Origin of the sequence: Rhodoferax sp. BLA1, from assembly GCF_013416775.1 — a bacterium.
Lineage (GTDB): Bacteria > Pseudomonadota > Gammaproteobacteria > Burkholderiales > Burkholderiaceae_C > Rhodoferax.
The window spans coordinates 1,015,186-1,038,212 of record NZ_SZVI01000013.1; the positions used below are offsets into that span (position 1 = coordinate 1,015,186).

Sequence of the window (23,027 nt, forward strand, 5' to 3'; positions counted from 1 at the left end):
TCATGGCCAAGATACTCGTCGTTGACGATCAGATCGAGAACCGACTCTTGGTCGTCACCCTGATTGATAGCCTGGGGTACCAGGCTCTGGAGGCCTCTGACGGTGTTGAGGCCCTGGCACTGGTGCGCGCCGAGCACCCCGATCTGGTGATTTCGGACATTTTGATGCCGACCATGGACGGTTACGAATTTGTCCGCCAGTTGCGCGAAGATCCAACCCTGGCCGCTACTGAAGTGATTTTTTACAGTGCGCATTACCGTGAACGCGAAGCCCGCAATCTGGCCAAAGCCTGCGGCGTATCGCGTGTGCTGGTCAAACCCTGCGAGCCGCAAGACATCCTGCTCGCGATCAATCAGGCCCTGACACATGTTGCGCAGCCAACGACGTCACCAGACGCACAGATATTTGGCAGCCAGCACCTGCGCCTGATGACTGACACCCTGTCAGAAAAAGTGGCGGAGCTGGAAGCCGCCAGTCGGCGCATGGCGGCCCTGAGCGATCTCAACCTGCAACTGGCTTCCGAGCAGAGTTCAACCTTGCTGCTGGAAAAGGTCTGCCGTGGTGCGCGCGACCTGATCGGTGCGCAATACGCCGTGGTCTGCGCCAATGGCAAAAGCAAAGGCGCTGGAGCAAGGTTCTTCGCCACCAGCGGCATTGATGTCGAGCGCGCCACGCATCTGCAGACCCCGGATCTTGACCGAGGTCCGCTCGGTCAGGCTCGTGCTGATCGCCGTGCCTGCCGCATCACCAGCACCCAGGGCGATGCCACGGTGGCTGGATTGCCGTCTGGTTATCCAGCCATGTATTCCGGATTGATCGCACCCGTGGTGTCCCTGTCGCACGCCTATGGCTGGATTTTGCTGGTCAACAAGTTGGGTGAGGCGGAATTCAGTTTGGAGGACGAACAGATCTTGTCCATTCTTGCCGCCCAAGCGGGGCGTATTTATGAGAACGGCAGTCTGTATGACGAGGTACGACAGCATGCCGAGCTTTTGCAGTTGGAAATGGAGGTGCGCATTCGCGCCACCGACGCGCTGCGTGAAAGCGAGCGCAGGTTCAGCGACATGCTGGACAACGTGGAACTGGTTTCTCTGATGTTGGACCAGGATGGGCACATCACCTATTGCAACGACTACCTGTTGCGGCTGACCGGATGGGAGCGCGATGAGTTATTGGGGCGGGACTGGTTTACGCTGTTTGTTGTGTCTGAGCCCGACCGCGTCAAAGTGCCGTTTCTCGAGTTGCTCGCCAAGGGAAAGTCGACGGGGCATTTCGAGAACGAGATCGTGACCCGCACCGGACAGCGCCGGCTCATTCGCTGGAGCAATACCGTCCTGTATTCGGCGGCGGGGGAGGTTACGGGAACAGCCAGCATTGGCGAGGACATCACCGACTACAAGGAAGCCGAAAAAAAGATCAGGCGGCTGAACCGCGTTTATGCCGTGCTCAGTGGCATCAACACGCTGATCGTGCGCGTGCGCAGTCGCGACGAGTTGTTTCGCGAAGCTTGCCAGATAGCGGTCAAACACGGCTTGTTCAGGACAGCGTGGATCGGCGTCGTGGATCCGGATGCCATGAAGATTGAGCCGATGGCGTCCGCTGGGGCGGATACCGCCTTCATGGACGTCCTCAAAGACCGGTTCTCGTTACACGACGATGCCTCAGCCGAAAGCAATATGAGCGTGCGCGCAGTGCGGGAAAAGCAGGCCATTCTCTTCAACGACTTGCGCACCGAGCCCACCATGGTCTTGGCAAAAGACCGTCTTGAACGCGGCATCTTGTCGATGGCCTTTCTGCCGCTATTGGTGCAAGACACCGCTGTGGGTGTGTTGGCGCTTTATGCCGATGAGGCGGTTTTTTTTGATGACGAAGGCATGAGGCTGTTGACCGAGTTGGCCGGCGACATCGGTTTCGCGCTGGACCATCTGGACAAGGAAGAGCGGTTGAACTATCTCGCCTACTACGACGAGATCACCGGCTTGCCCAATCGCACCCTGTTTCTGGAGCGGGTCGGCCAGTTGCTGCGTGTGCGCAATGGTGAAAAAAGCAGCACGGCACTGGCCCTGGTCGATATCGCCCGCTTTCGCATCATCAATGACACGCTGGACCGCCGGGCGGGTGATGAGTTGTTGAAACTGGTCGCGCAGCGCATGCAGCAGAGCCAGGTCGGGTTTGACACGGTGGCGCGCGTGGGGATCAACTGCTTCGGCGTTGCCCTGCACGATCCGCGCGATGCTGGCAGCGTGGCACGCAGCGTGGAACAGCTATTGCGCGACTGCTTTGCCAAGCCGTTTCAGTTGCGGGGTTCCGATCTGCGCATTGCTGGCAAGGTCGGCATCGCCTTGTGCCCCGCAGACGGCGACGAGGCCGAGACGTTGTTTCGCAACGCCGAAGCCGCGCTCAAACGGGCCAAAGGGTCGGCTGAATCACTGATGTTTTATGCCCCGGCAATGAACACCCGCGTCACCGAGACGCTTAACCTGGAGAGCCGCTTGCGCACCGCACTGGAGCTGGACCAGTTTGTGCTGCATTACCAACCCAAAGTAGACCTTTCGAGCAGAAAGTTAACCGGTGTCGAGGCTCTGATCCGTTGGAATGATCCCGAGTCTGGCTTGGTCGCACCGGCGCAGTTCATTTCGATTCTGGAAGAAACCGGTCTGATTTACGACGTAGGGCGATGGGCGCTGCGCCAGGTGCAAGAAGACAGTCTGCGTTGGCGCTTGGCCGGACTGGCCCCGGTGCGTGTGGCAGTCAATGTGTCGCCGCTGCAATTGCGCCACGGCGGCTTCGTTGACGAGGTGCGCAAAGTGATGGGAACGGACCCGCTTGCCTCGGTGGAGCTGGAGCTGGAAATCACGGAGAGCGTGATCATGGAGGACGTCAATCACAGCATTGCCTGTCTGCGTGAAATCCGCGCCATGGGCATCACCATTGCCATTGATGACTTCGGCACCGGCTTCTCTTCGCTCGGTTACCTGGCCAAACTGCCCGTGGACACCCTGAAGATCGACCGCTCGTTTGTGATCGATATGACCGCCGGACCCCAGGGGCTCGCCTTGGTGTCCACCATCATCAGCCTGGCGCATGCACTCAAGCTCAAGGTGGTGGCCGAGGGTGTCGAAACCGAAGAGCAGGCGCGCCTGCTGCAGTTGCTCAGCTGCGACGAGATGCAAGGTTATCTGTTCAGCAAACCGCTGCCCCGGGAAGCGCTGGAGTCCCTGCATTTGACCCGGCCTTCGGCTGCCTGACGTACATCTGGCATGGCCAGGCATCTGGACAGGCCGCTTTAGACCCACACCCTGATGCAAGCCAGTGGCCGCAACGTCAACACTTGCACACTGTGCCAGACGCAGCGACATCACCCCGGCATGGGTCATGCCAACGGTCTGACGCGTCAAAGGGCTTCAATGGCCGGATAAAACACGGTGTCTTCCTTGTGCATCCGGGCATGCACGGTCTTGAGGACCGAGTTGGCATCCTTGCGAAACCCCTCCGGGTCACGGGAGACGTTGCTAGCCTGGTTCCATCGTTCGGCAAACCCCATGTAAGCGGCCGCAATGGCGCCCATATCGTCTTGAAATTTTGTTCCCATGCGCGCCAGGACGGCGTTGTTGCTGTTGCGCAAAGCCGGATACAGCACCTGGTCCTCCACTGCAAGGTGCAGCTTGATGATGGAACTCATGGCAATGATGAGTCGGGCGATTTCGTCGGCGTTCTCGCTGACGCCAGTCTGGCTGGCTTGTCTGAGTGCGGCAATACAGTCGATGATGTCGTCGTGTTGACGTTTAAATTTGTCGATGTTCATGAGATGGGGCTATCGAAGTGCACGACATCAACGACGAACTATCGTTTGACATTGATGCACATTTAATAGATTCATATTAGATGAATCTATTGGATCATACAAGGCAAAAAACGCCAACAATTTCATCAATCCCCGTGCTCAGAAGATGGATAAACAAGGCGATCTGATCACCCGCGCCAGCTTGGATCTGAACGAATCAGACGTTCGCATGGTCGAAGTGGTCAGGTGAAAGAAGGCACAGACAAAGGTCGGCAGCAACAAGGTGTTTCGCCTCTCCAAGATCATCGGCTGTGTCTGGGTTATCGAATGCTTTGCCCATTCGGGGCGCAGTTGGGGGCGATATCTCAGCGCCACCCCGGAAGAATCAACGATTGCTCACGTCACAAAGGTTCTCTGCGGACCGTGACTGCAAGCGGGCAACGGGTCCCAGTATCAGCATCTGGTCGATGGGAGGTGCCCACTTTGACGAATCGTCTGCGACATAGTCGACCGCCCAGTCATGGAAGCCTACAGCCGGTTTGGAGGAGGCAGATCGCATATTGCTACGACCGGCAAGGGCCTGAAGCTGGTGCAGACATCATCACTGACAGACATTCAATAGAATTGGCCTCTAACCCTTATTCCTAAAGGACTAGCCACTATGCCTACCATAGCAAACCAAAGTCGAACACAACACGGTGTTTTGCCGCTTGTGTCACAACAAAGCGCCGCGCCACCCCCAGTTTGTGTTGGCCTCTTATCCGCGCAGACGCAGGAAAGCAGCGAAATAGGCTGCCAGCGCATCACGCGCATGTAGAGGCAGGATCTGGCCCACGTACTGGTCAGGGCGCACAACGACCATGCAGCCTGCGGCCCGGTCGATACCACGCATCGCAAAGATGTCCTCGCCGCGCTTCAGGTCGGCACAGAAAACCTTTTCATAGTCACACAAGCCGTAGCGGCCCACGTGGGGTCGCAGCAGCGTGGGCATGACTGCGTAGTCAAGCGCACGAAAGCCCTGCTGGAAGACGGCCCGGGTGTCGATCACGGCATCCACGTCTTCACCCGGCGCGATGTGGCGGCGCACGGGTGATGCTGGGTCGTGTTCGAGCCAGTCGCACAACAGTGCAACGCTGCCGCCCGGTTCGCCCGCGTCACCTGCGGGGGCAAAAATGAACAGGCGAAAGCGGGCGTCGGCCTCCACGCAATGGCCCAGATGCATGGGTTTGGCATCTGCCAAACGAATGACGGGGGCGGAATGGAAACGTTTGCCGATGTCGGAACCCGTCGCAAGGTGCTGGTAGGTGGGTGCGCCGGTCAAGGCGCTGGGTTCGTACTGAATGGTCAGGCCGCAGGTGAAAGGCAGGTTGGTAACAAACTCACGCGCCACACGGGGCAAACCGTCCGTGCTGTCGTCCTCGCCTCGGGCACCCACAACACGCGCCCACTTGTGATCGAACTCCACCAGACCCTTGGCGGCGGCGCGGCGTTCATCAGAATAGCTATGCAGCAGGGAGGGCTCGGCACGGCCAGTCAGCACAGAGATCAGTTTCCAGCCCAGGTTGAAGGTGTCGCCCATCGACACGTTCATGCCCTGCCCGGCTTTGGGACTGTGGGTGTGGCAGGCGTCACCGGCCAGCATCACGCGTGGCGCGCGTGTGGCGATCTGGTCACCAGGTACGTCGTCGAATTTGTCGGTCAGGCGGTGTCCAATCTCGTAGATCGACCACCAGACCACCTCCTTCACGTCCAGCTCGAACGGCCGCAAAATGCGCTGCGCCTTGGCGATGATGTCTTGGGCACCCATGCCGCGGTCGGCAACACGCTCGTCTTCGCCCAGGCGGTCGAGCTCGACATACAGGCGCACCAGGTACCCGCCCTCACGCGGCAGCACCATCAGGATGCCCTCGTCGTGTGAACGCACAAAAGACTTCATGCGCCAGTCGGGGAAATCGGTGACGGCCAGCACATCCATCACACCCCAGGCGTGGTGCGCCGCGTCACCGTGCAAGGCCCCGCCAATGGCGGTGCGTACGCTGGAGCGGGCGCCATCACAACCAATGACGTAGTTGGCGCGTATCTGGGTGGTTTGGCCCTCGCGGCCTGGGACAGTGTGCGCCAGCGTAACGGTGACGGGGTATTCGGCTGCGTTGGGGTCAATCACCAAGTCAACCACTTTGAGGCCGTAGTCGGGTTCCAGTCGGGTCGGCGCGCGGCGCATGACGTCAAGGAACATGTCGTGCACCCGCGCCTGGTTGATCAACACGTGAGGCATCTCGGAGGTGCCGTCGGGCACATCTTGCACACGGGCAACACGCTGCAGGGGTATTTCCGCGCCGGGTGCCCAGAAGGTGGTCTCGTTGATCCAGACCGATTCGCGCAAAACCTTCTCACCAAAACCAAAGGCCTGGAACATTTCCATAGAGCGAACGCTGATGCCATCGGCCTGGCCTTTTTCCATCGGCCCAAGCTTGGGTTCAACCAACAGGGTGCGGATCTGCGGTACCCGAGCCAGCTGGGCGGCCAGGCACAGGCCAGCAGGGCCGGCACCGGCGATTAACACGTCCACCGTGTCTGGCAATGGGTCGCCCGCGCGCCGATGGTCAGGAGCTGCCGCGAGAACATCGGGATCGCCGGGTTGGAAGCCGTTGAGGTGAAATTGCATGCTGTCTCCTTCTGGTCGTTTGTTGCTTTGATAAAAGAATGCAAACATATAATATGCATACATACTAAAATCGTCAAGCGGACCATAAAATCCGTACGAATGGGGTTTGGTTGGGAGCGTGGTTGGCGATAAACGGAGGCACACATGGACGGAACCAAGATGGCTGGGCACTTGATACGGCGGCTGCATCAGCAGTCGATGTTGGTCTTCCAGACACAGACGCAGGCGGCAGGTTTCGACCTCACTTCAGTGCAGTTTGCCGCGCTCAATGCCATTGCCCTGCAACCCGGCATTGACCAGGCCAGCCTGGCCACGGCCATCAGCTTTGACCGTGCCACGATTGGCGGCGTGATCGACCGGCTGGAGCGCAAGGGTCTGGTGCAGCGTGTGGTCAGCGCGCAAGACCGCCGGGCGCGCCAACTTCACATCACACCCGAGGGTGTGCAATTGCTGGCGGCTTGTCGTCCTGTGGTGAAGGCCTTGCAGGCCGACATTCTGGCGCCTCTGTCACCCGCTGAACGTGACGTTTTCTTGGCGCTGGCGCACAAGGCGCTGGGCCTGGGTTGAGGGGGAAGGCTGTAGTGGCCTCAGCACGTTAAAGCCAGCGCACCGCCCCCCGGTAGGCATGCCAGCTGGCATGCCCCATCAGCGGCCCAGCCACCAGCAACCCCAGTGCCCAAGGCATCAGCAGCGACAACGCGCTCAGCAGCACAATCAGTGCGCCCCACAGCAGCATGACGGCGGTGTTGTTGACCACCACCTCCAGGCTGGTGATGGCAGCCGTGATGGCATCGGTATCACGGTCCAGAATCATCGGGATCGACACCACCGACACGCCAAACACCAATGTGGCAAAGGCCCCACCAACAACCGTATAGGCCAGCACAAAGTCCAGGTTGTTTGGGTTGAACACCGCTTGCATCACCCCCACGGATGACGGCATACCCGTGTTGAAGAACACCGCAATCACCACGAGTGATGCGCGGCCCCACAACAACTCCAGCACGATCAACACCCCGACCAGCATGCCCATGCTGCGCAGGTGGTTGCGCCAGCAGGTCATGGAGGCCGCAAAACTGGGATGTAAACCCTGCTCCCGGCGGCGGCTCACGTCATACAGCCCCAAGGCCAAAAACGGCCCCACCAGCAGGCAGCCCGAGGCCATCGTCATGGTGTATTCCGGTTTGGCGCGAAACACCGCGCCCAGTGATAAGGCCATGCCCCAGAACGCCACGCCATAAAACAGACTGATAGCGGGGTAAGCCATCAGGTCGCGCCAGCCCAGCCTCAGCCAATAAAACGGTGCCCCCCACGCAAGGGTTACCACTTCCTTTGGTGGTGCCTCTGAAGGCGGCGGCACATAAGGTGGCGGGGGTTCTTCTGGTGGAAATTGGCTCATGGCTTGACACTAACGTGTCTTGCCTGTTCTGACTATTGCTAAAAACACCGTGATGGCGCGGCGGGATGGAATGAGCCAGACACCCAATGGCACACTCAGTTGCTTGGGCAGCATATCCATCAGCAGACCAGCTACCAAGGCGCCGCCGGGCCCGATTGACCGAACAAAGAGTGTCGACTGGCTCGTCTCGGTTGAACCAGCAGGCGACCGGGCTCCGCTGAGGCGCCAACAACTGACCAACTAGGGAAAACCCTCGTAAAATGTGGCTTTTTTGGCACACTTGAGCGAAAGCCAAGGTCGCAAAGCCTCCGGTCTGACACCTGCCACTGGCAGAAAAGACAGCGGGGCTGCCGAACAGGTTGCACACCAGCCACGCTGGCACAACACCTCTTCGCACGGTCACTGTTCAGGTGGCTGTTTGTCTTCCCCACGCTTTTCCTTTTTGTTTGCCAGCGCTGTCACAGCGTCGGGGCCTGTCAAAAGACGCCTTGGCGTGTGGATGGTGTCAACAACAAGGACTAAGTCAACATGGAAAACACCGCGATCAACAACATGGGCTCAGCCAGCCCAACACACCTCGCCACACCCCCGCGTGAGTACCTGAGCTTTCAGCTCGGCTCAGTGGAATACGGCATTGACATCCTCAAGGTGCAGGAGATCCGCGGTTTCGAGACCTCGACCCGCATGTTCAACGCACCACCCTATGTCCTGGGGGTGCTCAATATGCGCGGTGTCATCGTGCCGATTCTGGACATGCGCCTGAAGTTCGAGATGGCGGAAGTGGCCTACAACAGCCAGACCGTGACGATTGTGCTCAACGTGGCCAACCGGGTGGTGGGCATGGTGGTGGACGCGGTGCAAGACGTGGTGGCGATCCAGGCGGCTGAGGTCAAACCAGCGCCGGATTTCAACGGCGCGGTCAACACCCAACACATCATTGGCATCGCCACCGTGGAGCAGGCCGAACAGCAACGCATGCTGGTGCTGCTGGACATCGAAAAACTCATGTCCAGTGCCGACATGGGGCTGGTGGCTGAAGCCAACGTCTGATATTTCGCTTTTTTGGAGTAGTTTCTTGTCAAGTTTACGCAATATAAAAATCGCCACCCGACTGACCTTGGGCTTTGGTTTGGTGCTTCTGATCGGTATCGTGATCGCCGCTTTTTCAGCGTGGGAGATGCGCTACTTGGCCTCGCAGTTGGACCTCGTGGCCAATGACCGCATGGTCAAGGTGTCGCAATTCAGCACCTTAAAAGACAACTACAACGCTGCAGCGCTGTACGCCCGCAACACCGTCATCATCAGCGACCCTGACTTCCAGCAAGGTGAAAAGAAAAAAATCGCCGACTTGCGTGTGGTCAATGCCGAGATTTTCGGCAAACTCGAAAAAAGCATGGTTCTTCCGCAAGCGGTTGAACTCATGAACATTGTCAAAAACAACCGGGACGCCTACAACGCCGGCATCGACATGGTGGTTGACATGGCTGGACTGGATCAAAAAACCGGGGCGGGGGTCGTGCTCACGGGTGATGTGCTGCCGCTGCAAAACCTGATCTTCAAAGCCCTGGACGATTCACGCGTACTGCAAGACGAACTGGCTGGCAATCTGGCCAAAGAGGCCATGGCCTCTGCCGCCGCCGACGCCCTCCTGATGGTGGTCTGCGCCACGCTGATGCTGCTGATTGGCAGCGCGGTGGCCTGGTTGATCACCCGCGACCTGTCACGCGCCTTGGGTGCCGAGCCCCGCGCTCTGTCCGAGGTGGCGACCCGTGTGGCTGATGGCGACCTCAGCGTGCGTCTGCCCTTGCGCAGCGGCGACAGCAGCAGCGTCATGGCCGATCTGGCACGTATGCAAGCGGCTTTGGTCAAGGTTGTCAGCACCGTGCGCCAGGGCTCCGAATCGGTCTCCACCGCCAGCGCCGAAATCGCCCAGGGCAACCATGACCTGTCCTCACGCACCGAGTCCCAGGCCAGCGCCCTGGAACAAACCGCCGCCTCCATGGAAGAACTCGGCTCCACCGTCAAACAAAACGCCGACAACGCCCGCCAAGCCAACCAACTGGCTCAAAACGCCAGCAGTGTGGCGATCAAAGGGGGTGAAGTGGTTGCTCAGGTGGTTAACACCATGAAAGGCATCAATGAATCGAGCCGCAAGATCAGCGACATCATCAGTGTGATTGACGGCATCGCCTTCCAGACCAACATCCTGGCCCTGAATGCTGCGGTGGAAGCCGCCCGTGCCGGTGAACAGGGGCGTGGTTTTGCGGTGGTGGCCAGCGAAGTGCGCAGCTTGGCCGGACGTTCAGCTGAAGCAGCCAAAGAAATCAAATCTTTGATCAGCGCCAGTGTGGAACGTGTTGAACAAGGCACCAGCCTGGTCGACCAGGCTGGTGCCACCATGACCGAAGTGGTGAGCTCAATCAAACGCGTCAACGACATCATGGGTGAAATCAGCGCCGCCAGCGTCGAACAAAGCCAGGGTGTGGGCCAGGTGGGTGAAGCCATCCAGCAGATGGACCAGGCCACCCAGCAAAACGCTGCTCTGGTCGAAGAAATGGCCGCCGCTGCCAGCAGCCTCAAGAGCCAGGCACAAGAGCTGGTGGGTACCGTGGCGGTGTTCAAACTGGCGGCGGGGCAGGACAGCGGGTACGCAACCGCAACGCCAACACTAACACCAACACCCAGTCTGGCCACCCCGGTCAGCCACAACGCCCCCAAGCAGTTGGCCAGCAGCCGCCAACCCGTCGCCAAGGCAGCACCGCAAGCGGCATCCTTGACGCATGACAGCGGCGCCAAGGCAGGTGGTTCACAGGACTGGGAGAGTTTCTGAGTCGGGCGGCTGAGCCACAGCCGGGTCAGGGCAGAGATCTGCCACCCGGCACTGCACCTGAAATTTTAATGAAAATAGCTTCCAGACCTTATAGATAAAGGGCTAGAAGCTACTATAAATATAGTAAATCACACACCTAAAAAGCAGACGCTGGCGTCACAGCAACTGCAGGCCAAGCGGCTCGGCTGACACCGCCTTGGGTTGCCAATAACGGCTGGCCTGCGGTGGCAAATTGGCCAGAACACGTTCAAAAGCCAGCGCATCCACATGCCTGCGTAGGGCGGTGGCCACCGAGGCCACCGCATCTGGCGGCGAAAAATTGTGCCGGTGACGCACGGAGCGCACATCGGCCAGCCAGTCAGCCGCGTCACCAAAAGGTCGCACAGCTTGTTCCAGGTCCCAGTCCTCAATGAACAGCGCACGAACCATGGGCGGCAGGACAGCCGAAAAAGACAGCGCTTGAGGCACCGCCAGTCGCCACCGAAAAGTGTGCAACACCCCGACCACCATGTTCCAGGCCATGTTGGTGGTGGGCAGGCCTGCACAGTCACGGGCATCAGCCATGAACCGTTCGAACTGCAGTGTGGGGTTTTGGTACTCAAAGGGCAGCGTCATGGCCCCTGATTTTAGAGAGGGATGGTTTGGACAGCGCCACTGACCCGGTGCCAGAAACCGGCCCCGGGCTTGACCTGCCGCAAAGGGACGGGGGATACCCCGTGCCGACAAATGAAAGCTTCGTGTCAGCAATTACACTCGTCGGTTGTTCATCTCGAACCAGTTAGGTAGCCTTTTGGAAACGCATCCGTATTTTTCCCGGCGCAACGTGGTGATTGCGCTGGCGTGTTTTTGTTGCATGTTGTGGGGCAGTGCCTACCCGGCCATCAAAAATGGCTACGCGCTGTTTGCCATTGCCGCCGACGACATTCCCACCAAGATGGTGTTTGCCGGCTACCGGTTTGTGATTGCTGGTGTGTTGCTGCTGCTCATGGCGCTGGCCACCCGCCGCCCGATCTTTGACCTGAGCTGGCACAAGCTGCGCCAGATCACCACGCTGGGCCTGACCCAGACGGCGGTGCAGTACGTGTTTTTCTACATTGGCCTGGCCTACACCACCGGCGTCAAGGGCTCGATCATGAATGCCACCGGCACCTTTTTCAGCGTGCTGCTGGCCCATTTCATCTACAAAAACGACCGCCTGAGCTGGAACAAGGTGATTGGCTGCCTGGTGGGTTTTGTGGGCGTGATGGTGGTCAATTTCGACAAGAGCCTGCTGGACTTCCAGTTCACGCTGCTGGGTGAAGGTTTTGTGGTGATTGCTGCCTTCATCCTGTCGGCGGCTTCGATTTACGGTAAAAAAGTCTCGCAAGACATGGATTCGATTGTGCTGACCGGTTACCAGCTGGCCATTGGCGGTGTGGTGCTGGTGCTGGGGGGTTATCTGTTTGGCGGGGTCTTGAGTGGCTTCACCTGGAAAGCCTCGGCGCTGCTGTTTTACCTGGCGCTGATGTCTTCGGTCGCGTTTGGTCTGTGGACCATTTTGCTCAAGTACAACCGGGTCGGTTTGGTGACCATCTTCAACTTCCTGATCCCGGTGTTTGGCGCCCTGCTGTCGGCCGCTTTTCTGGGCGAGAGCATTCTGGAGTGGAAAAACATGCTGGCCCTGGTGCTGGTGTGTTCCGGCATCTTTTTGGTGACCAAGGAAAGCCGCGGCACCTGAGGCGTCAACGGCCTCCCGACCATTGGGTGGCGCCAGGCTCACCCGCCTACAGCCCCTGATCACGCGCCAGAATGCGTGATCGGGCTTGTGCCAGGCAGTCCTGCAGCACCGGCACCAGCGCCCGGCAGACGGCTACATTGTTGGCCTGCCCTGCCACCTCGATCTGTTCACACACCTCCCCCAGCTGCATCGCTCCCACCGTGCGGGCCGAGGATTTGAAGGTGTGGGCCGCAAAAGCGGCTTGTTGGGTATCTCCTGCCTGCGTGGCCTGGTCAATCACCCGGGCATGTTCGTTCGCATGGTGCAAAAACTTGTCGAGCAGGCGCTGGTGCAGCTCCGGTGCGTTGCCCACCAGCTGACTCAACATGGTGGCGTCCCAGATCGGCAGCTGGTGTAGCTGCGAGGCCTCGGATTGGGGGCCGCCGTGCGGTGGCACAACGGTAAACCCATCGGCGGCAACCGGTGTCAGCGCCTGCGGCAGCCATTTGGCCAGCATGGCACCCAGCTCCTGCAGACGCAGGGGTTTGCTCAGGTAGTCGTCCATGCCACTGGCCAGGCAATGCTGCGCTTCCCCTTCCATGGCATTGGCGGTTACCGCGATGATGGGACGGTGCTGGCCAGCGGGTTCCTCCGCGCGGATGGCAGCGGTCAGGGCAAAACCGTCCATCTGCGGCATGTGGCAATCGGTCAGCAGCAAGGCATAACGGCCGCTGCGCCAGAGCGCCAGCGCCGCCAGGCCGTCCACCGCCACGTCGGCGGCGTAACCCAGCAGACGCAATTGCTCGCGCAACACCTCGCGGTTGGTTTCGTTGTCTTCGGCCAGCAGGATCAGGCGCCCGCTGGCGGCCGCTTCGTCCGCGTTGGAGGCAAAGGGCGCGGACGGCATGGGCTGCTGCGGGACCGGAGCCAACGGGGGGTCATACGGTGCCTCTAACAAGGGCAAGGCCACGGTGAATTCCGAGCCGATGTCTGGCGCGCTGTGTACCGTGATCTGGCCGCCCATCAGCGCCACCAGGCGCTGGCAAATCGACAGCCCCAAACCCGTGCCACCAAACTGGCGCGCGGTGCTGGCATCGGCCTGGGTGAACGGGGTGAACAACTTGGCCAGCACCTCCGGCCGGATGCCGATGCCGTGATCCACCACCCGGAGCAGGACGGCAGGCTGACCGTCGTCCAGGGTGCCAGACATCAGCTGCAGCACCACGCTGGCCGGGCAGTTGGTCGTTTTGGGTGAAAACTTGATGGCGTTGCCAATCAGGTTGAGCAAGACCTGGCGCAAGCGGTTCGGGTCGGCGTAGATGGCTGGCGGCAGCTCTGGCGCGACGGCCATCGTCAGCACCACACCCTGTGCGCTGGCCGCACTGTGCATCAGCTGCAGCACACTGTCGGCCACCTCGCGCAGCGGGGTGGCGATGTGCTCCAGCGCCAGTTGCCCGGCCTCGATCTTGGAGTAGTCCAGGATGTCGTTGAGGATGTGTAGCAGAGTCTGGGAGGAATGGGCCACGGTATCGAGCATGCGCTTTTGGTCCGGCAACAAGGGCGTCTGCTGCAGGATGTCGACCATGCCAATGACCCCGTTCATGGGGGTGCGAATTTCGTGGCTCATGTTGGCCAGGAACTTCGACTTGGCCTGGTTGGCAGCGTTGGCAGCCATCTCGGCGCGTTTGAACTCCGAAATGTCTGTGAACGACCAGACCCGGCCCACCACCTCCTGACCGATGCGTTGCGGGTGAGACACCCGTCTGAAAACGCGCCCATCAGCGAGGTCGATGATGTCGTCGCTGGAAGCCTCTGGCGAGTCGTACAAGGCAAGAACCTTGTCCAGAAATATGTCAGGGTGTTTCGTCTGGGTGACCACATAGGGAAGAAAGGGGTCTTTGTCCTGCATCACCTGCAGCTCCGGGGGGACCCGCCAAAGCTCGAGAAAACGCTGGTTGAACAAGGCAACCCGGCGCTGGAGATCAACCACCAGAATGCCGTCGCCGGTGGACTCCAGCGTGGCCGTGAGCATCGACATCGCCAACTTCTGCGCCTGTTCAGCCACTTTGCGCTGGGTGATCTCGGTGGACACCGCGATGTAGCTTTCTGGCTGCCCTTTTTCGTCGCAAAAGGCAAAAAAAGTCGTGTCGGTCCAATACAGATGGCCATCCTTGGCGCGGTCACACACCTCCACATGCCAGGGTTGGCCACGGTTGATGGCGTCAAACATGCTCTTGAAAAAGCCAGGTGGGTGCACCCCCGAGGAGAGCAGGCTGTGGTTCTTGCCCAGAAACTCTTGCGGGGTGTAGCCGCTGATACCGGAGAACTTGGTGTTGCCGTAGGTGATGTTGCCGTCGATATCGGTGATGGTGACGATGGCGTGTTCGTCCAGAATGAACTTTTGCTGCTTGAGCGCCAGCAAGGCCTGTTGCAGATGCTGCGTTTTTTGCTGCACCCGCTCTTCCAGCAGATCGCGGTGGTTTTGCAGCTCCAGTTCAATACGTTTGCGTTCGGTGATGTCGTGGATGGTGCCGCGCAACCAACGCGGCTGGCCCTGCGCATCCAGAGACAACTCACCCCGCGCCGCCACCCAGCGCAGCTGCTGGTCCACCGGGCGAATCACCTCGTACTCTTTGTCAAAGCTGCCACTGCCTCGGGTCACGCGCTCGTAGTAGTCCACCAGCTCTTGCCGATACGGCGGTGCAATCAGACGAGTCCAGTTGGGCATGGTTTTCTCGAAACCGTCATCAATGCCCAAAATGGCATCGAGCACGCTGGAGCCCTGCCAGGTGCCACGCTGCAGGTCAAGCACATAGGTGCCGACCTGTCCAATACGCTGGGCTTCACTCATGGCCCAGACACTGTCCTGCAGCTTGCGCTCGTTCTCGGCCCGCAGCGCTTCACGCGCCTGCCGCTCGCTCTCATGGACCTGGCTCAAGACAGCTTGTTCGCGCCGAAACAGCGCCCGCACCAACACCACGGTCAGCAGGCTGGCCAACAGGCTCAGCAGCGTCCCCGTCATGGCCACAAACGCCGGGCGTTGCCGAACGGCCAGTGGCCCATAACCAGGCTGGGCTTGAAAAACCAGCGTCCATTGCCGCCCGCCAAACGACAAAGGCTGTACCAAAGGTTCGGTCACCTTCCAGGGTTTGCCCGGCGTGGTTTCGCTGTCAAACAACACACTCTCGGGCGAGAGGTCCAGGCCATCGTGAATTTGTAACCTCAGCTCGGTCAGCCCCTGCGGCAACACGGCGGTCATCAGATCCACCATGCGAAACGGCGACTCTACCCAGCCCACCACACTGGCCTGGCGGGCCGCCACCGTGCCGGGGTCCGTGGCGCCGCGGTAAACCGGCGCATACAACACAAAACCAGGCTGCGGCTGACCCTCGTCTTGCTTGAGGATGAGCTTGCCCGACATCACCAACTGACCGGTGTCGCGCGCCAGCATCAGCGCCACCTGGGCCGCTGGCACGGTGCTGATGTCAAAACCCAGGGCTCGGCGGTTGCCCTCGTTGAGCGGCTGGATGTAAACGATGGGGGTGTAAACCGCACGCACTCCTGGCGGTTGGATGCGGTAGTCGGGCAGGCCGTCCTGGCGCAAACGGTTCAGATGTGCGTTCAGGTCTTTGGCATTGACCCGTTCCACATAGGCCACACCGGCAAAACTCTGGGTGCTGGAGACGGAGCGCAGCACCTGAAAGTAGTGCTGAAAATCACTGCGGGTCACCTGGTCCGAGGCATCAAACAAGCCAACAAAACCCATCAGCATCAAGGCATTGGCGCGCAGGTTACGCTCGATGCGGTTGCTCAGATCACTGGCCTCGGCCTGCAAGCCAGAGCGAATGTCGGCGGTGGCCGTGGTTTGGGCCTGGTGCCAGAAGACACCGGTGAGCGCCAGCCCAGCCAGCAAAATACCAGCAGCCCACCACCAAGCCGAGGTTTTGCGCAGGGATATCACAGTTCACCCCACTCAAAAACGGGCGACACTGGCGTGATGAAGCCATCACCACCAAACTGCCAAACCAACGTTGAACCTGTGTTCATTTTTGCGCTCTCTTGCCGTGCCCGCCGTGGCCCAAAGCCTTGGACCGCAGGCACAGACCAAGAGTAGCAGAGCGCCGCCCCCCTGTTCAAGCAATTTCGACGCCCGCACCGGCCAAGCCAGCGGTCAAACCTGGCGCAGCGGCTTGAGCAGATCAGACAAACCGTTGTGGTCGATCTCGTGCATGAGGGCCAGCAGGCGGCCAATCTCGCCCTTGGGCGTGCCCTGGTTGACAAACCAGCGCAGGTAATCGCCCGGCAGGTCGGCGATCAAGCGGCCCTTGTGTTTGCCAAAAGGCATGGTGCGGGTCACCAGCAGTTGCAGGTCTTCGGGGTTCATCGGGTTGATGCTGGTTGTTCAGCCGCCCGCGCGTTTGACCTTGTGGCCCTGCGCCTGCAGCAACGCCATCACACGTTCACAGTGGTCACCCTGCACTTCGATCACACCGTCTTTGACGGTGCCGCCCGAGCCACAGGCGGTTTTGAGCTGTTTGCCCAAAGCCACCAGTGCCGCATCGTCCAGCGCCAGCCCTTTGACCAGGGTGACGCCTTTGCCGGCGCGGCCTTTGGTCTCACGCGAGACACGCACGATGCCGTCGCCCGCTGGCCGGGCTTTGGCGCTGGTACACACACAAGAGGCCACTGGGTGACGGCAGGCCGGGCACATGCGGCCACTGTCGGTGCTGTACACCAGGCCACCGCTGGAGGATTTGGAGATCATGAAAGCGGGTGAGTGAAAATGGGAAGCCGTGATTGTCCAACACAGGTGCCAGCGTGGCACCGCTCTGGCGTGTCAGATGCTTCGTTAAGTGTAGTGACTGACCCAATCAGAATAAGGGCTGGATGCCAAAATCACGCTTATTTTTTCAAACCAATAGAAAGATTCTGCATGTCACGTCAAAGCATCTGGGCACCCAAGGTTCTGGCTCTGATCAAGGGCGGCAACAGCACTGCGGCGATTGCCCAGATCAAGGTCGCCCCCACCGTGAAAGACCTGCAGGACTTGCGCAAGCTGCTGGCCAGCGGCGGGCTGCTCAAAGCCCACCCGAATGTGGATGCCGCCACCACCGACATGATCGCCTTGTTGTCGGCGCCACGGCTGCACCGCTCGCCCTGAGCTTCAGGGCAGCAGATCCAGCGCCTGCATGTAGGCAGGCTGCACCATCAGCTCGTCCCAAGCGACGGTCGGGCCGCGCGGCAGCAGCGCCAGACGGCGCTCTTCGCTGGCGTCCAGAGGCTGCCAGTGGCCTCGGTAGTGGGCCTTGGTCATGCCGTCGATCAGGGCGTCCACCTCAGCGCCATCACCCAATGACTGGTTGCACAGCAGCACCAGGTCACAGCCTGCATTCAACGCAGCCAGCGCCGCCTGGGTGGTGTTGACTGGCAGGCCGTTGATCACGCGGGCGCCGGCCATGGAGAGGTCGTCACTGAACACTGCACCGGTGAAGCCAATCTGGCCGCGCAAGATGTCGTTGAGCCATTTGCCAGAGAACCCGGCCGGCAGGTTGTCCACCTTGGGGTAGACCACATGCGCGGGCATGACGCTGGACAGGCTGTTGCCCAGCCAGCGGTAGGGCGCGGCGTCGTCCTTGAGGATGGCCTGCAGGCTGCGGGTGTCGACCGGGATGTCGGTGTGGGAATCGGCTTGGACATAACCATGGCCGGGGAAATGTTTGCCACAGTTGGCCATGCCCGCTTGCAGCAGGCCATACATCAGGCTCTTGGCCAGCAGGCTGACCACCCGTGCATCGGCATCAAAGGCGCGGTCACCAATGACACCGCTGGTCCCGTGGTCCAGATCCAACACCGGGGTGAAGCTCAGGTCGATGCCACATGCGCGCAATTCGGCGCCCAGCACATACCCACAGGCGGTGGCGGCGGCGGTGGCGTACATCGCCGCAGCGCCCTCTTGTGCCTTGCTGGGGTGACGCCACAAGGCCCCCAACGTCGACATCGGCGGCAAATGGGTGAAGCCGTCGGTCTTGAAGCGCTGCACCCGACCCCCTTCGTGGTCAACACAAATCAGCAGGTCTTTGCGGATTTTTTTGATGCTGCTGCACAACTCGGTGAGCTGCGCACGGCTCTCCCAGTTGCGGGTGAACAAAATCAGCCCACCCACCAGCGGGTGTTTCAGACGTTTTTTGTCGACTTTGGAGAGTTCGGTTCCGGCGATGTCGATGATCAGGGGGGCGTGAAAGCTCATGGAATTCTCCTTATTTTTGATAGCTACTAGCCCTTATGGAATAGGGGCTAGAGGCCAATTTAACCCTTCACTTCCACAACGCAGAAGCTGGCGGCGTATTCGGTCTCGTCGGTCACGGTAATGTGCGCACTTAAACCCCGGCTGTCAAACCAGTCTCTCAACGCACCGTGCAACACAATCATCGGCTGGCCACTGGGCAGATTGGCAACTTCACAGCTGCGCCAGGTCATCGGCATCACCATGCCCAGCCCAATGGCTTTGGAAAACGATTCCTTGGCGCTGAAGCGGGTGGCCAGGTAACGCACACCGCGCTCGGGCCAGCGCTGGCTGCGCGCCTGCCAGGTGGCATATTCAGCCTCTGAGAGCACCCGCTTGGCAAAACGCTCGCCATGGCGCGCCAGACTGGCCTGGATGCGCCGCACGTCGCAGATGTCGGTGCCAATGCCGTAGATCATGGGGCGCGTCTTGGGTGGGGTGAGGCTCAGCCCACGCGATGCAGCGGATCCGCCTGCGCAATGCAGCGCAAGTAGTCCTTGATGGTGGCGTCATAACCCAGCTCCAGCGCATCGGCAATCAACGCATGGCCAATCGACACCTCGCTGATGCCAGGCACCTGGCTCACAAAGGCGCTGAGGTTGTCGCGGCTGAGGTCATGGCCGGCGTTGACACCCAGGCCAGCGTCCAGCGCGGCTTGGGCGGCGCGGGCAAAACGCGCCAGCTGTGTGGCTTGCTGCGCTGTGCCCCAGGCGGCGGCATAAGGCTCGGTGTAGAGCTCCACCCGGTCCGCGCCCACCGCTTTGGCGGCGGCCATGGCCGCAGGCTCAGCGTCCATGAACAGGCTCACGCGCACACCCCAGGCATGGGCCTGGTCGATCAATGGCTTGAGGCGCGCCGCATCCTGCGGGAAACTCCAGCCGTGGTCGCTGGTGAACTGGCCCTCGCCATCGGGCACAAAGGTCACCTGGTGCACCGGCAGCTTGAGCGCCACCAGATTTCCCACCACGTCCATCAGGTTGTGCAAAGGGTTGCCTTCGATGTTGTATTCGCGGTCGGGCCAGGCTTGCAACAAGGTGCCCAACTCGGTCACATCGGTACCGCGGATGTGGCGCTCATCCGGGCGCGGGTGCACGGTGATGCCGTGGGCACCGGCTTGTAAACACAGGGTGGCAGCGCGGGTCAGGCTGGGAATCCCCAGGTGACGGGTGTTGCGCACGGTGGCGACTTTGTTGAGGTTGACAGACAGGACCGTGGTTTTCATAGGTTTTGCAGATCGATCATCACTTGGCGGGTGCGCAGGGCACTGACCCCGCAATGGTAATTGAGCAGGGTGCGCAGCTGCGGCTTGAGCGCTGAGGCGACCTCGGCACAGGCGCGCAACACGGTGGTAAAGGCCACGCGCGCACCCAACACCTGCTGCAACGTGGCCCACTGCGCGCCGGTCAAACTGGTGCGGTCACCCTCCCCGGCCTGGCGCAGGCCACCTTCGGGGACCAGGCTGTAGGACTCGTCGGGGTGCAGCGCCAGCAGTGTCATGGTTTGGGCATCGAGCAGCGGCAACAAGCCTACCTCGCGCAGCAACAGCAATTCGAACGCACGCAGGGCCGATTCCAGCACCTCGCCGTGTTCGCTGGCAATCACCGCCACCACGCTGGCATACAGGTCAAACAGCGCCGGATGTGGGTCTTCGCGCGCCAGCAGGTTCAGCAGCAGCTCGTTGAGGTAATAACCCGACATCAGCGCGTCACCGGTGGGCATGACGTGGCCGCCCTGCCACTCGGCGGCTTTGAGGGTCTTGATCTCGGCATCCCCCCCAAAGGCCAGGTGCAGCGGTTGCAGCGGCAACAGGATCGGGCGAAAGCTCGAACTCGGCCGTTTCACTCCTTTGGCCACCAGCGCCAGACGCCCATGGTGGCGCGTGAACACCTCCAGGATCAGACTGGTTTCGCTCCAGTCGTAGCGGTGCAGCACAAAGGCGGGTTCGTCAGAGATGCGTTTGGTGGCCACCGGCGCAAACCCCCAACAGAATCATGGGTATAAATGCATCCCAGTGATTATTAAAATAAACACTAGGTACATTTGTGACTGTGTAGTTCAATTTTTAACCAGGAGAGTACATCATGAATGAAGCCACACTTCGTAATCTGGATCGTGCTGCTTTGTGGGCCGTTGCGGCCATCAGCCTGGTCCCACTTGTGCCTTACGCCTTGAGCGGTTTGATCGGCTGAACCGCAAAGTGCTTGAGAGCAGGACAAGGCGGCGCAAGCCGCCTTGTTGCTTTTGGAGCCCACACATGCCAGATCCCTGGCTTATTCGTAACCAAACGAGCGCACCCGCGCTTCGTCGTCGGCCCAGCCAGAGCGCACCTTGACCCACATCTCGATGAACACCTTGCAATCCAGCAGTTTCTCCAGCTCGACCCGGGTTTCCATGCCAATGCGTTTGATACGTTCCCCCTTGTCACCAATCACCATGGCCTTGTGGCCATCACGCTCCACCACGATGGTGGCGGCGATACGTAACAGGCGTTTCTGACCTTTCTTGGCCGGTGGTTCTTCGTCAAATTTGTCGATGATCACAGTCGAGGTGTAGGGCAACTCGTCACCGGTCAGGCGGAACAACTTCTCGCGCACCATTTCACTGGCCATGAAACGTTCGCTGCGGTCGGTCAGCTCGTCAGCGGCGTACCACCAAGCTTGCTCGGGCAGATACTTGGCACAGATGTCGAGCAGGCGCTCGATGTCCTTGCTGTTTTTGGCCGACATCGGCACAAACTCGGTGAAGGCGTGTTTGGCCTGCATCTCCTGCAGCCAGGGCGCGATGTCACCACGGCGGTGCACGTTATCGAGTTTGTTGGCGATCAAGAGTGTGGGAATGTTCTTGCCCAACAGCGCCAGCACCCGTGCATCGGCCGGGGTGAAGCTGCCCGCCTCCACCACAAACAAAATCAGGTCCACATCGGCCACCGCACCCACCACCGTTTTGTTGAGTGATTTGTTGAGTGCATTGCCGTGGATGGTCTGAAAACCGGGGGTGTCGACAAACACAAACTGCGTTGGCCCCACGGTGTGCATGCCGGTGATGCGGTGGCGTGTGGTTTGTGCCTTGCGCGAGGTGATGCTGATCTTCTGCCCCACCAGCGCGTTGAGCAGGGTCGACTTGCCCACATTGGGCTTGCCGACGATGGCGATCAGGCCACAGCGCTGGCCCTCAACCGGCGCTTGTTGCGGTCCGGCCGGGCGCATGTCGCGGTGCAGGCCAGCCAGCATCGCTTCCACATCATTTGAGGTTGTAGCCCCCGTGTCGTCTGGCTCAGTAGCTTTGTTTTTTGTAGTACTCATTGGGCGCCTTTGGTTTTGAGTGTGTGCAACATGGCGGTGGCGGCGGCTTGTTCACCCGCGCGACGGGTACCGCCAGAACCCCGCGCGCTCAGATGCATTTCAGCAATTTCGCATTCGACTTCAAAGGTCTGCTTGTGGGCCGCGCCCAGGGTGCTCAGCACCTTGTAGCCGGGCACCTTCATCCGCCGGGCTTGCAGCCATTCCTGCAATTCGGTTTTGGGGTCTTTGCCCATAGCGGCCATGGCCGGGCTGATCTCATGCGATGCATAGAGCCGCTTGACCAAGGCTTGTGCTGCCGCAAAACCACCATCCAGATACACCGCACCAATCACCGCTTCCAGCGCATCCGCCAGAATGGATGGGCGCTTTTGCCCGCCGGAGCGCAATTCGCCCTCACCCAACAACAACACCTCAGGCAAACCCAGCTTCACCGCCAGCGGGTGCAGGGCTTCCTGGCGCACCAAACCGGCCCGTACGCGTGACAAATCGCCTTCGGGCAGCGCACTCAGGCGCTGGTACAAGAGGTCCGCCACACACATGCCTAACACCGAGTCCCCCAAAAACTCCAGGCGCTCGTTGTGGTCTGCAGAATAACTGCGGTGTGTCGTGGCCAGTTTGAGCAGGCTGAGGTCAGAGAAGGTGTACTGCAGGCGCTGTTGCAACGCTGCCAGATCGGCGGCGCTCAAACTCGATCCCCGTTGCCTAGACTACTTGGATCGACCCGCATACTTCATCGTCAGATAGGCCGGGCCAGCCAGGTGGATTTCACGCTGGTAGGCAAAACTCACCACCACCTTGTCGTTTTCTTTGGTGACATCGATGTCCTTGCCGCTGACCGAACTGATGTTGTCAATGGCTGCGGCCTTGTCAAAAATGCTGCGCACTTCGACCACCGTGTTACCTTCAGCCGCCTTTTGTGCAGCCTTGAGCACCGCCTGGTATTCAATCGCCGTGGGAATGATCTGCGCCACCACCACACCGGTCACAGCCAGCACCGCAGCCACAAACAGAAAGCCGATGAACGAGAAACCCCGTTGACCTGATGTGACGAAACGCGTCATGGATGTC

Annotated in this window: 20 protein-coding genes and 1 riboswitch; of the genes, 6 read left to right on the forward strand and 14 right to left on the reverse strand. The window is 60.2% G+C overall.

The window, feature by feature from the left end; genetic code table 11:
• The first annotated feature begins 2 nt into the window (after positions 1-2).
• Positions 3-3,248 (forward strand): EAL domain-containing protein, encoded by a 3,246-nt coding sequence (locus tag FDG13_RS20225; RefSeq protein ID WP_180132449.1) that lies wholly within the window; start codon positions 3-5, stop codon positions 3,246-3,248.
• A 146-nt stretch (positions 3,249-3,394) separates the two neighbouring features.
• On the opposite strand, the gene FDG13_RS20230 is transcribed toward FDG13_RS20225, so the two are convergent.
• Together FDG13_RS20230 and FDG13_RS20235 are read right to left on the reverse strand one after the other, a co-directional pair.
• Positions 3,395-3,805 (reverse strand): hemerythrin domain-containing protein, encoded by a 411-nt coding sequence (locus tag FDG13_RS20230; protein WP_180132450.1) that lies wholly within the window; start codon positions 3,803-3,805, stop codon positions 3,395-3,397.
• 736 nt (positions 3,806-4,541) lie between these two features.
• Positions 4,542-6,449, reverse strand: a complete 1,908-nt coding sequence (locus FDG13_RS20235; protein WP_180132451.1) for an FAD-dependent monooxygenase — start codon at positions 6,447-6,449, stop codon at positions 4,542-4,544.
• Positions 6,450-6,593: 144 nt separating this feature from the next.
• Here FDG13_RS20235 and FDG13_RS20240 point away from each other — a divergent pair, with 144 nt between their 5' ends.
• Complete coding sequence (locus tag FDG13_RS20240) at positions 6,594-7,016, forward strand: MarR family winged helix-turn-helix transcriptional regulator (RefSeq protein ID WP_180132452.1); 423 nt, start codon at positions 6,594-6,596, stop codon at positions 7,014-7,016.
• 28 nt (positions 7,017-7,044) lie between these two features.
• Here FDG13_RS20240 and FDG13_RS20245 read toward each other — a convergent pair whose 3' ends face one another.
• A complete protein-coding gene (locus FDG13_RS20245) occupies positions 7,045-7,848 on the reverse strand; it encodes a DUF2189 domain-containing protein (protein ID WP_180132453.1) in 804 nt (267 codons plus the stop codon).
• Between the two features lie 263 nt (positions 7,849-8,111).
• A riboswitch (cyclic di-GMP riboswitch) is annotated at positions 8,112-8,203 on the forward strand.
• Positions 8,204-8,376: 173 nt separating this feature from the next.
• On the opposite strand from FDG13_RS20245, the gene FDG13_RS20250 reads away from it, so the two are divergent.
• Both FDG13_RS20250 and FDG13_RS21325 read left to right on the forward strand, forming a co-directional pair.
• Positions 8,377-8,898 carry a chemotaxis protein CheW gene (locus FDG13_RS20250; protein WP_370528264.1) on the forward strand — a complete coding sequence of 174 codons (522 nt, stop codon included), beginning with the start codon at positions 8,377-8,379 and terminating at the stop codon, positions 8,896-8,898.
• A gap of 25 nt (positions 8,899-8,923) precedes the next feature.
• Positions 8,924-10,678 carry a methyl-accepting chemotaxis protein gene (locus tag FDG13_RS21325; RefSeq protein WP_180132454.1) on the forward strand — a complete coding sequence of 585 codons (1,755 nt, stop codon included), beginning with the start codon at positions 8,924-8,926 and terminating at the stop codon, positions 10,676-10,678.
• 156 nt (positions 10,679-10,834) lie between these two features.
• On the opposite strand, the gene FDG13_RS20260 is transcribed toward FDG13_RS21325, so the two are convergent.
• Entirely contained in the window at positions 10,835-11,293 is a 459-nt protein-coding gene (locus FDG13_RS20260) for a DUF2267 domain-containing protein (protein ID WP_180132455.1), read from the reverse strand.
• Positions 11,294-11,531: 238 nt separating this feature from the next.
• Between FDG13_RS20260 and FDG13_RS20265 the strand changes: the two genes are divergently transcribed.
• On the forward strand, positions 11,532-12,395 hold the full coding sequence (locus FDG13_RS20265; RefSeq protein ID WP_370528269.1) for a DMT family transporter: 864 nt from the start codon (positions 11,532-11,534) through the stop codon (positions 12,393-12,395).
• Positions 12,396-12,441: 46 nt separating this feature from the next.
• Here FDG13_RS20265 and FDG13_RS20270 read toward each other — a convergent pair whose 3' ends face one another.
• The 3 genes from FDG13_RS20270 to FDG13_RS20280 form a co-directional block, all read right to left on the reverse strand.
• Positions 12,442-16,335 (reverse strand): CHASE domain-containing protein, encoded by a 3,894-nt coding sequence (locus FDG13_RS20270; RefSeq protein ID WP_180132456.1) that lies wholly within the window; start codon positions 16,333-16,335, stop codon positions 12,442-12,444.
• A gap of 210 nt (positions 16,336-16,545) precedes the next feature.
• Positions 16,546-16,758, reverse strand: a complete 213-nt coding sequence (locus tag FDG13_RS20275; protein WP_180132457.1) for a DUF3820 family protein — start codon at positions 16,756-16,758, stop codon at positions 16,546-16,548.
• 18 nt (positions 16,759-16,776) lie between these two features.
• Positions 16,777-17,139, reverse strand: coding sequence for a translation initiation factor Sui1 (locus FDG13_RS20280; RefSeq protein ID WP_180132458.1), 363 nt, complete (start codon positions 17,137-17,139; stop codon positions 16,777-16,779).
• A 168-nt stretch (positions 17,140-17,307) separates the two neighbouring features.
• Between FDG13_RS20280 and FDG13_RS20285 the strand changes: the two genes are divergently transcribed.
• Complete coding sequence (locus tag FDG13_RS20285; RefSeq protein WP_078364059.1) at positions 17,308-17,535, forward strand: hypothetical protein; 228 nt, start codon at positions 17,308-17,310, stop codon at positions 17,533-17,535.
• A 3-nt stretch (positions 17,536-17,538) separates the two neighbouring features.
• Here FDG13_RS20285 and nagZ read toward each other — a convergent pair whose 3' ends face one another.
• From nagZ to FDG13_RS20320, 7 genes are all read right to left on the reverse strand, one after another.
• Positions 17,539-18,621 carry a beta-N-acetylhexosaminidase gene (nagZ, locus tag FDG13_RS20290; protein ID WP_180132459.1) on the reverse strand — a complete coding sequence of 361 codons (1,083 nt, stop codon included), beginning with the start codon at positions 18,619-18,621 and terminating at the stop codon, positions 17,539-17,541.
• 59 nt (positions 18,622-18,680) lie between these two features.
• The gene (gene acpS / locus FDG13_RS20295; protein ID WP_180132460.1) at positions 18,681-19,076 is read right to left on the reverse strand and encodes a holo-ACP synthase; all 396 of its coding nucleotides are present in this window, start codon (positions 19,074-19,076) and stop codon (positions 18,681-18,683) included.
• Between the two features lie 26 nt (positions 19,077-19,102).
• Positions 19,103-19,879, reverse strand: coding sequence for a pyridoxine 5'-phosphate synthase (locus FDG13_RS20300; protein ID WP_180132461.1), 777 nt, complete (start codon positions 19,877-19,879; stop codon positions 19,103-19,105).
• On the reverse strand, positions 19,876-20,625 hold the full coding sequence (gene recO / locus FDG13_RS20305) for a DNA repair protein RecO (RefSeq protein ID WP_180132462.1): 750 nt from the start codon (positions 20,623-20,625) through the stop codon (positions 19,876-19,878). The genes FDG13_RS20300 and recO overlap by 4 nt, the downstream gene beginning before the upstream one ends.
• Positions 20,626-20,927: 302 nt before the next feature.
• Entirely contained in the window at positions 20,928-21,863 is a 936-nt protein-coding gene (gene era, locus FDG13_RS20310; RefSeq protein WP_255435382.1) for a GTPase Era, read from the reverse strand.
• Between the two features lie 92 nt (positions 21,864-21,955).
• A complete protein-coding gene (gene rnc / locus FDG13_RS20315) occupies positions 21,956-22,645 on the reverse strand; it encodes a ribonuclease III (RefSeq protein ID WP_180132464.1) in 690 nt (229 codons plus the stop codon).
• A 21-nt stretch (positions 22,646-22,666) separates the two neighbouring features.
• Positions 22,667-23,020: a DUF4845 domain-containing protein gene (locus FDG13_RS20320; protein WP_078364066.1), complete on the reverse strand. Its 354-nt coding sequence runs from the start codon at positions 23,018-23,020 to the stop codon at positions 22,667-22,669.
• Between the last annotated feature and the right edge of the window lie 7 nt (positions 23,021-23,027).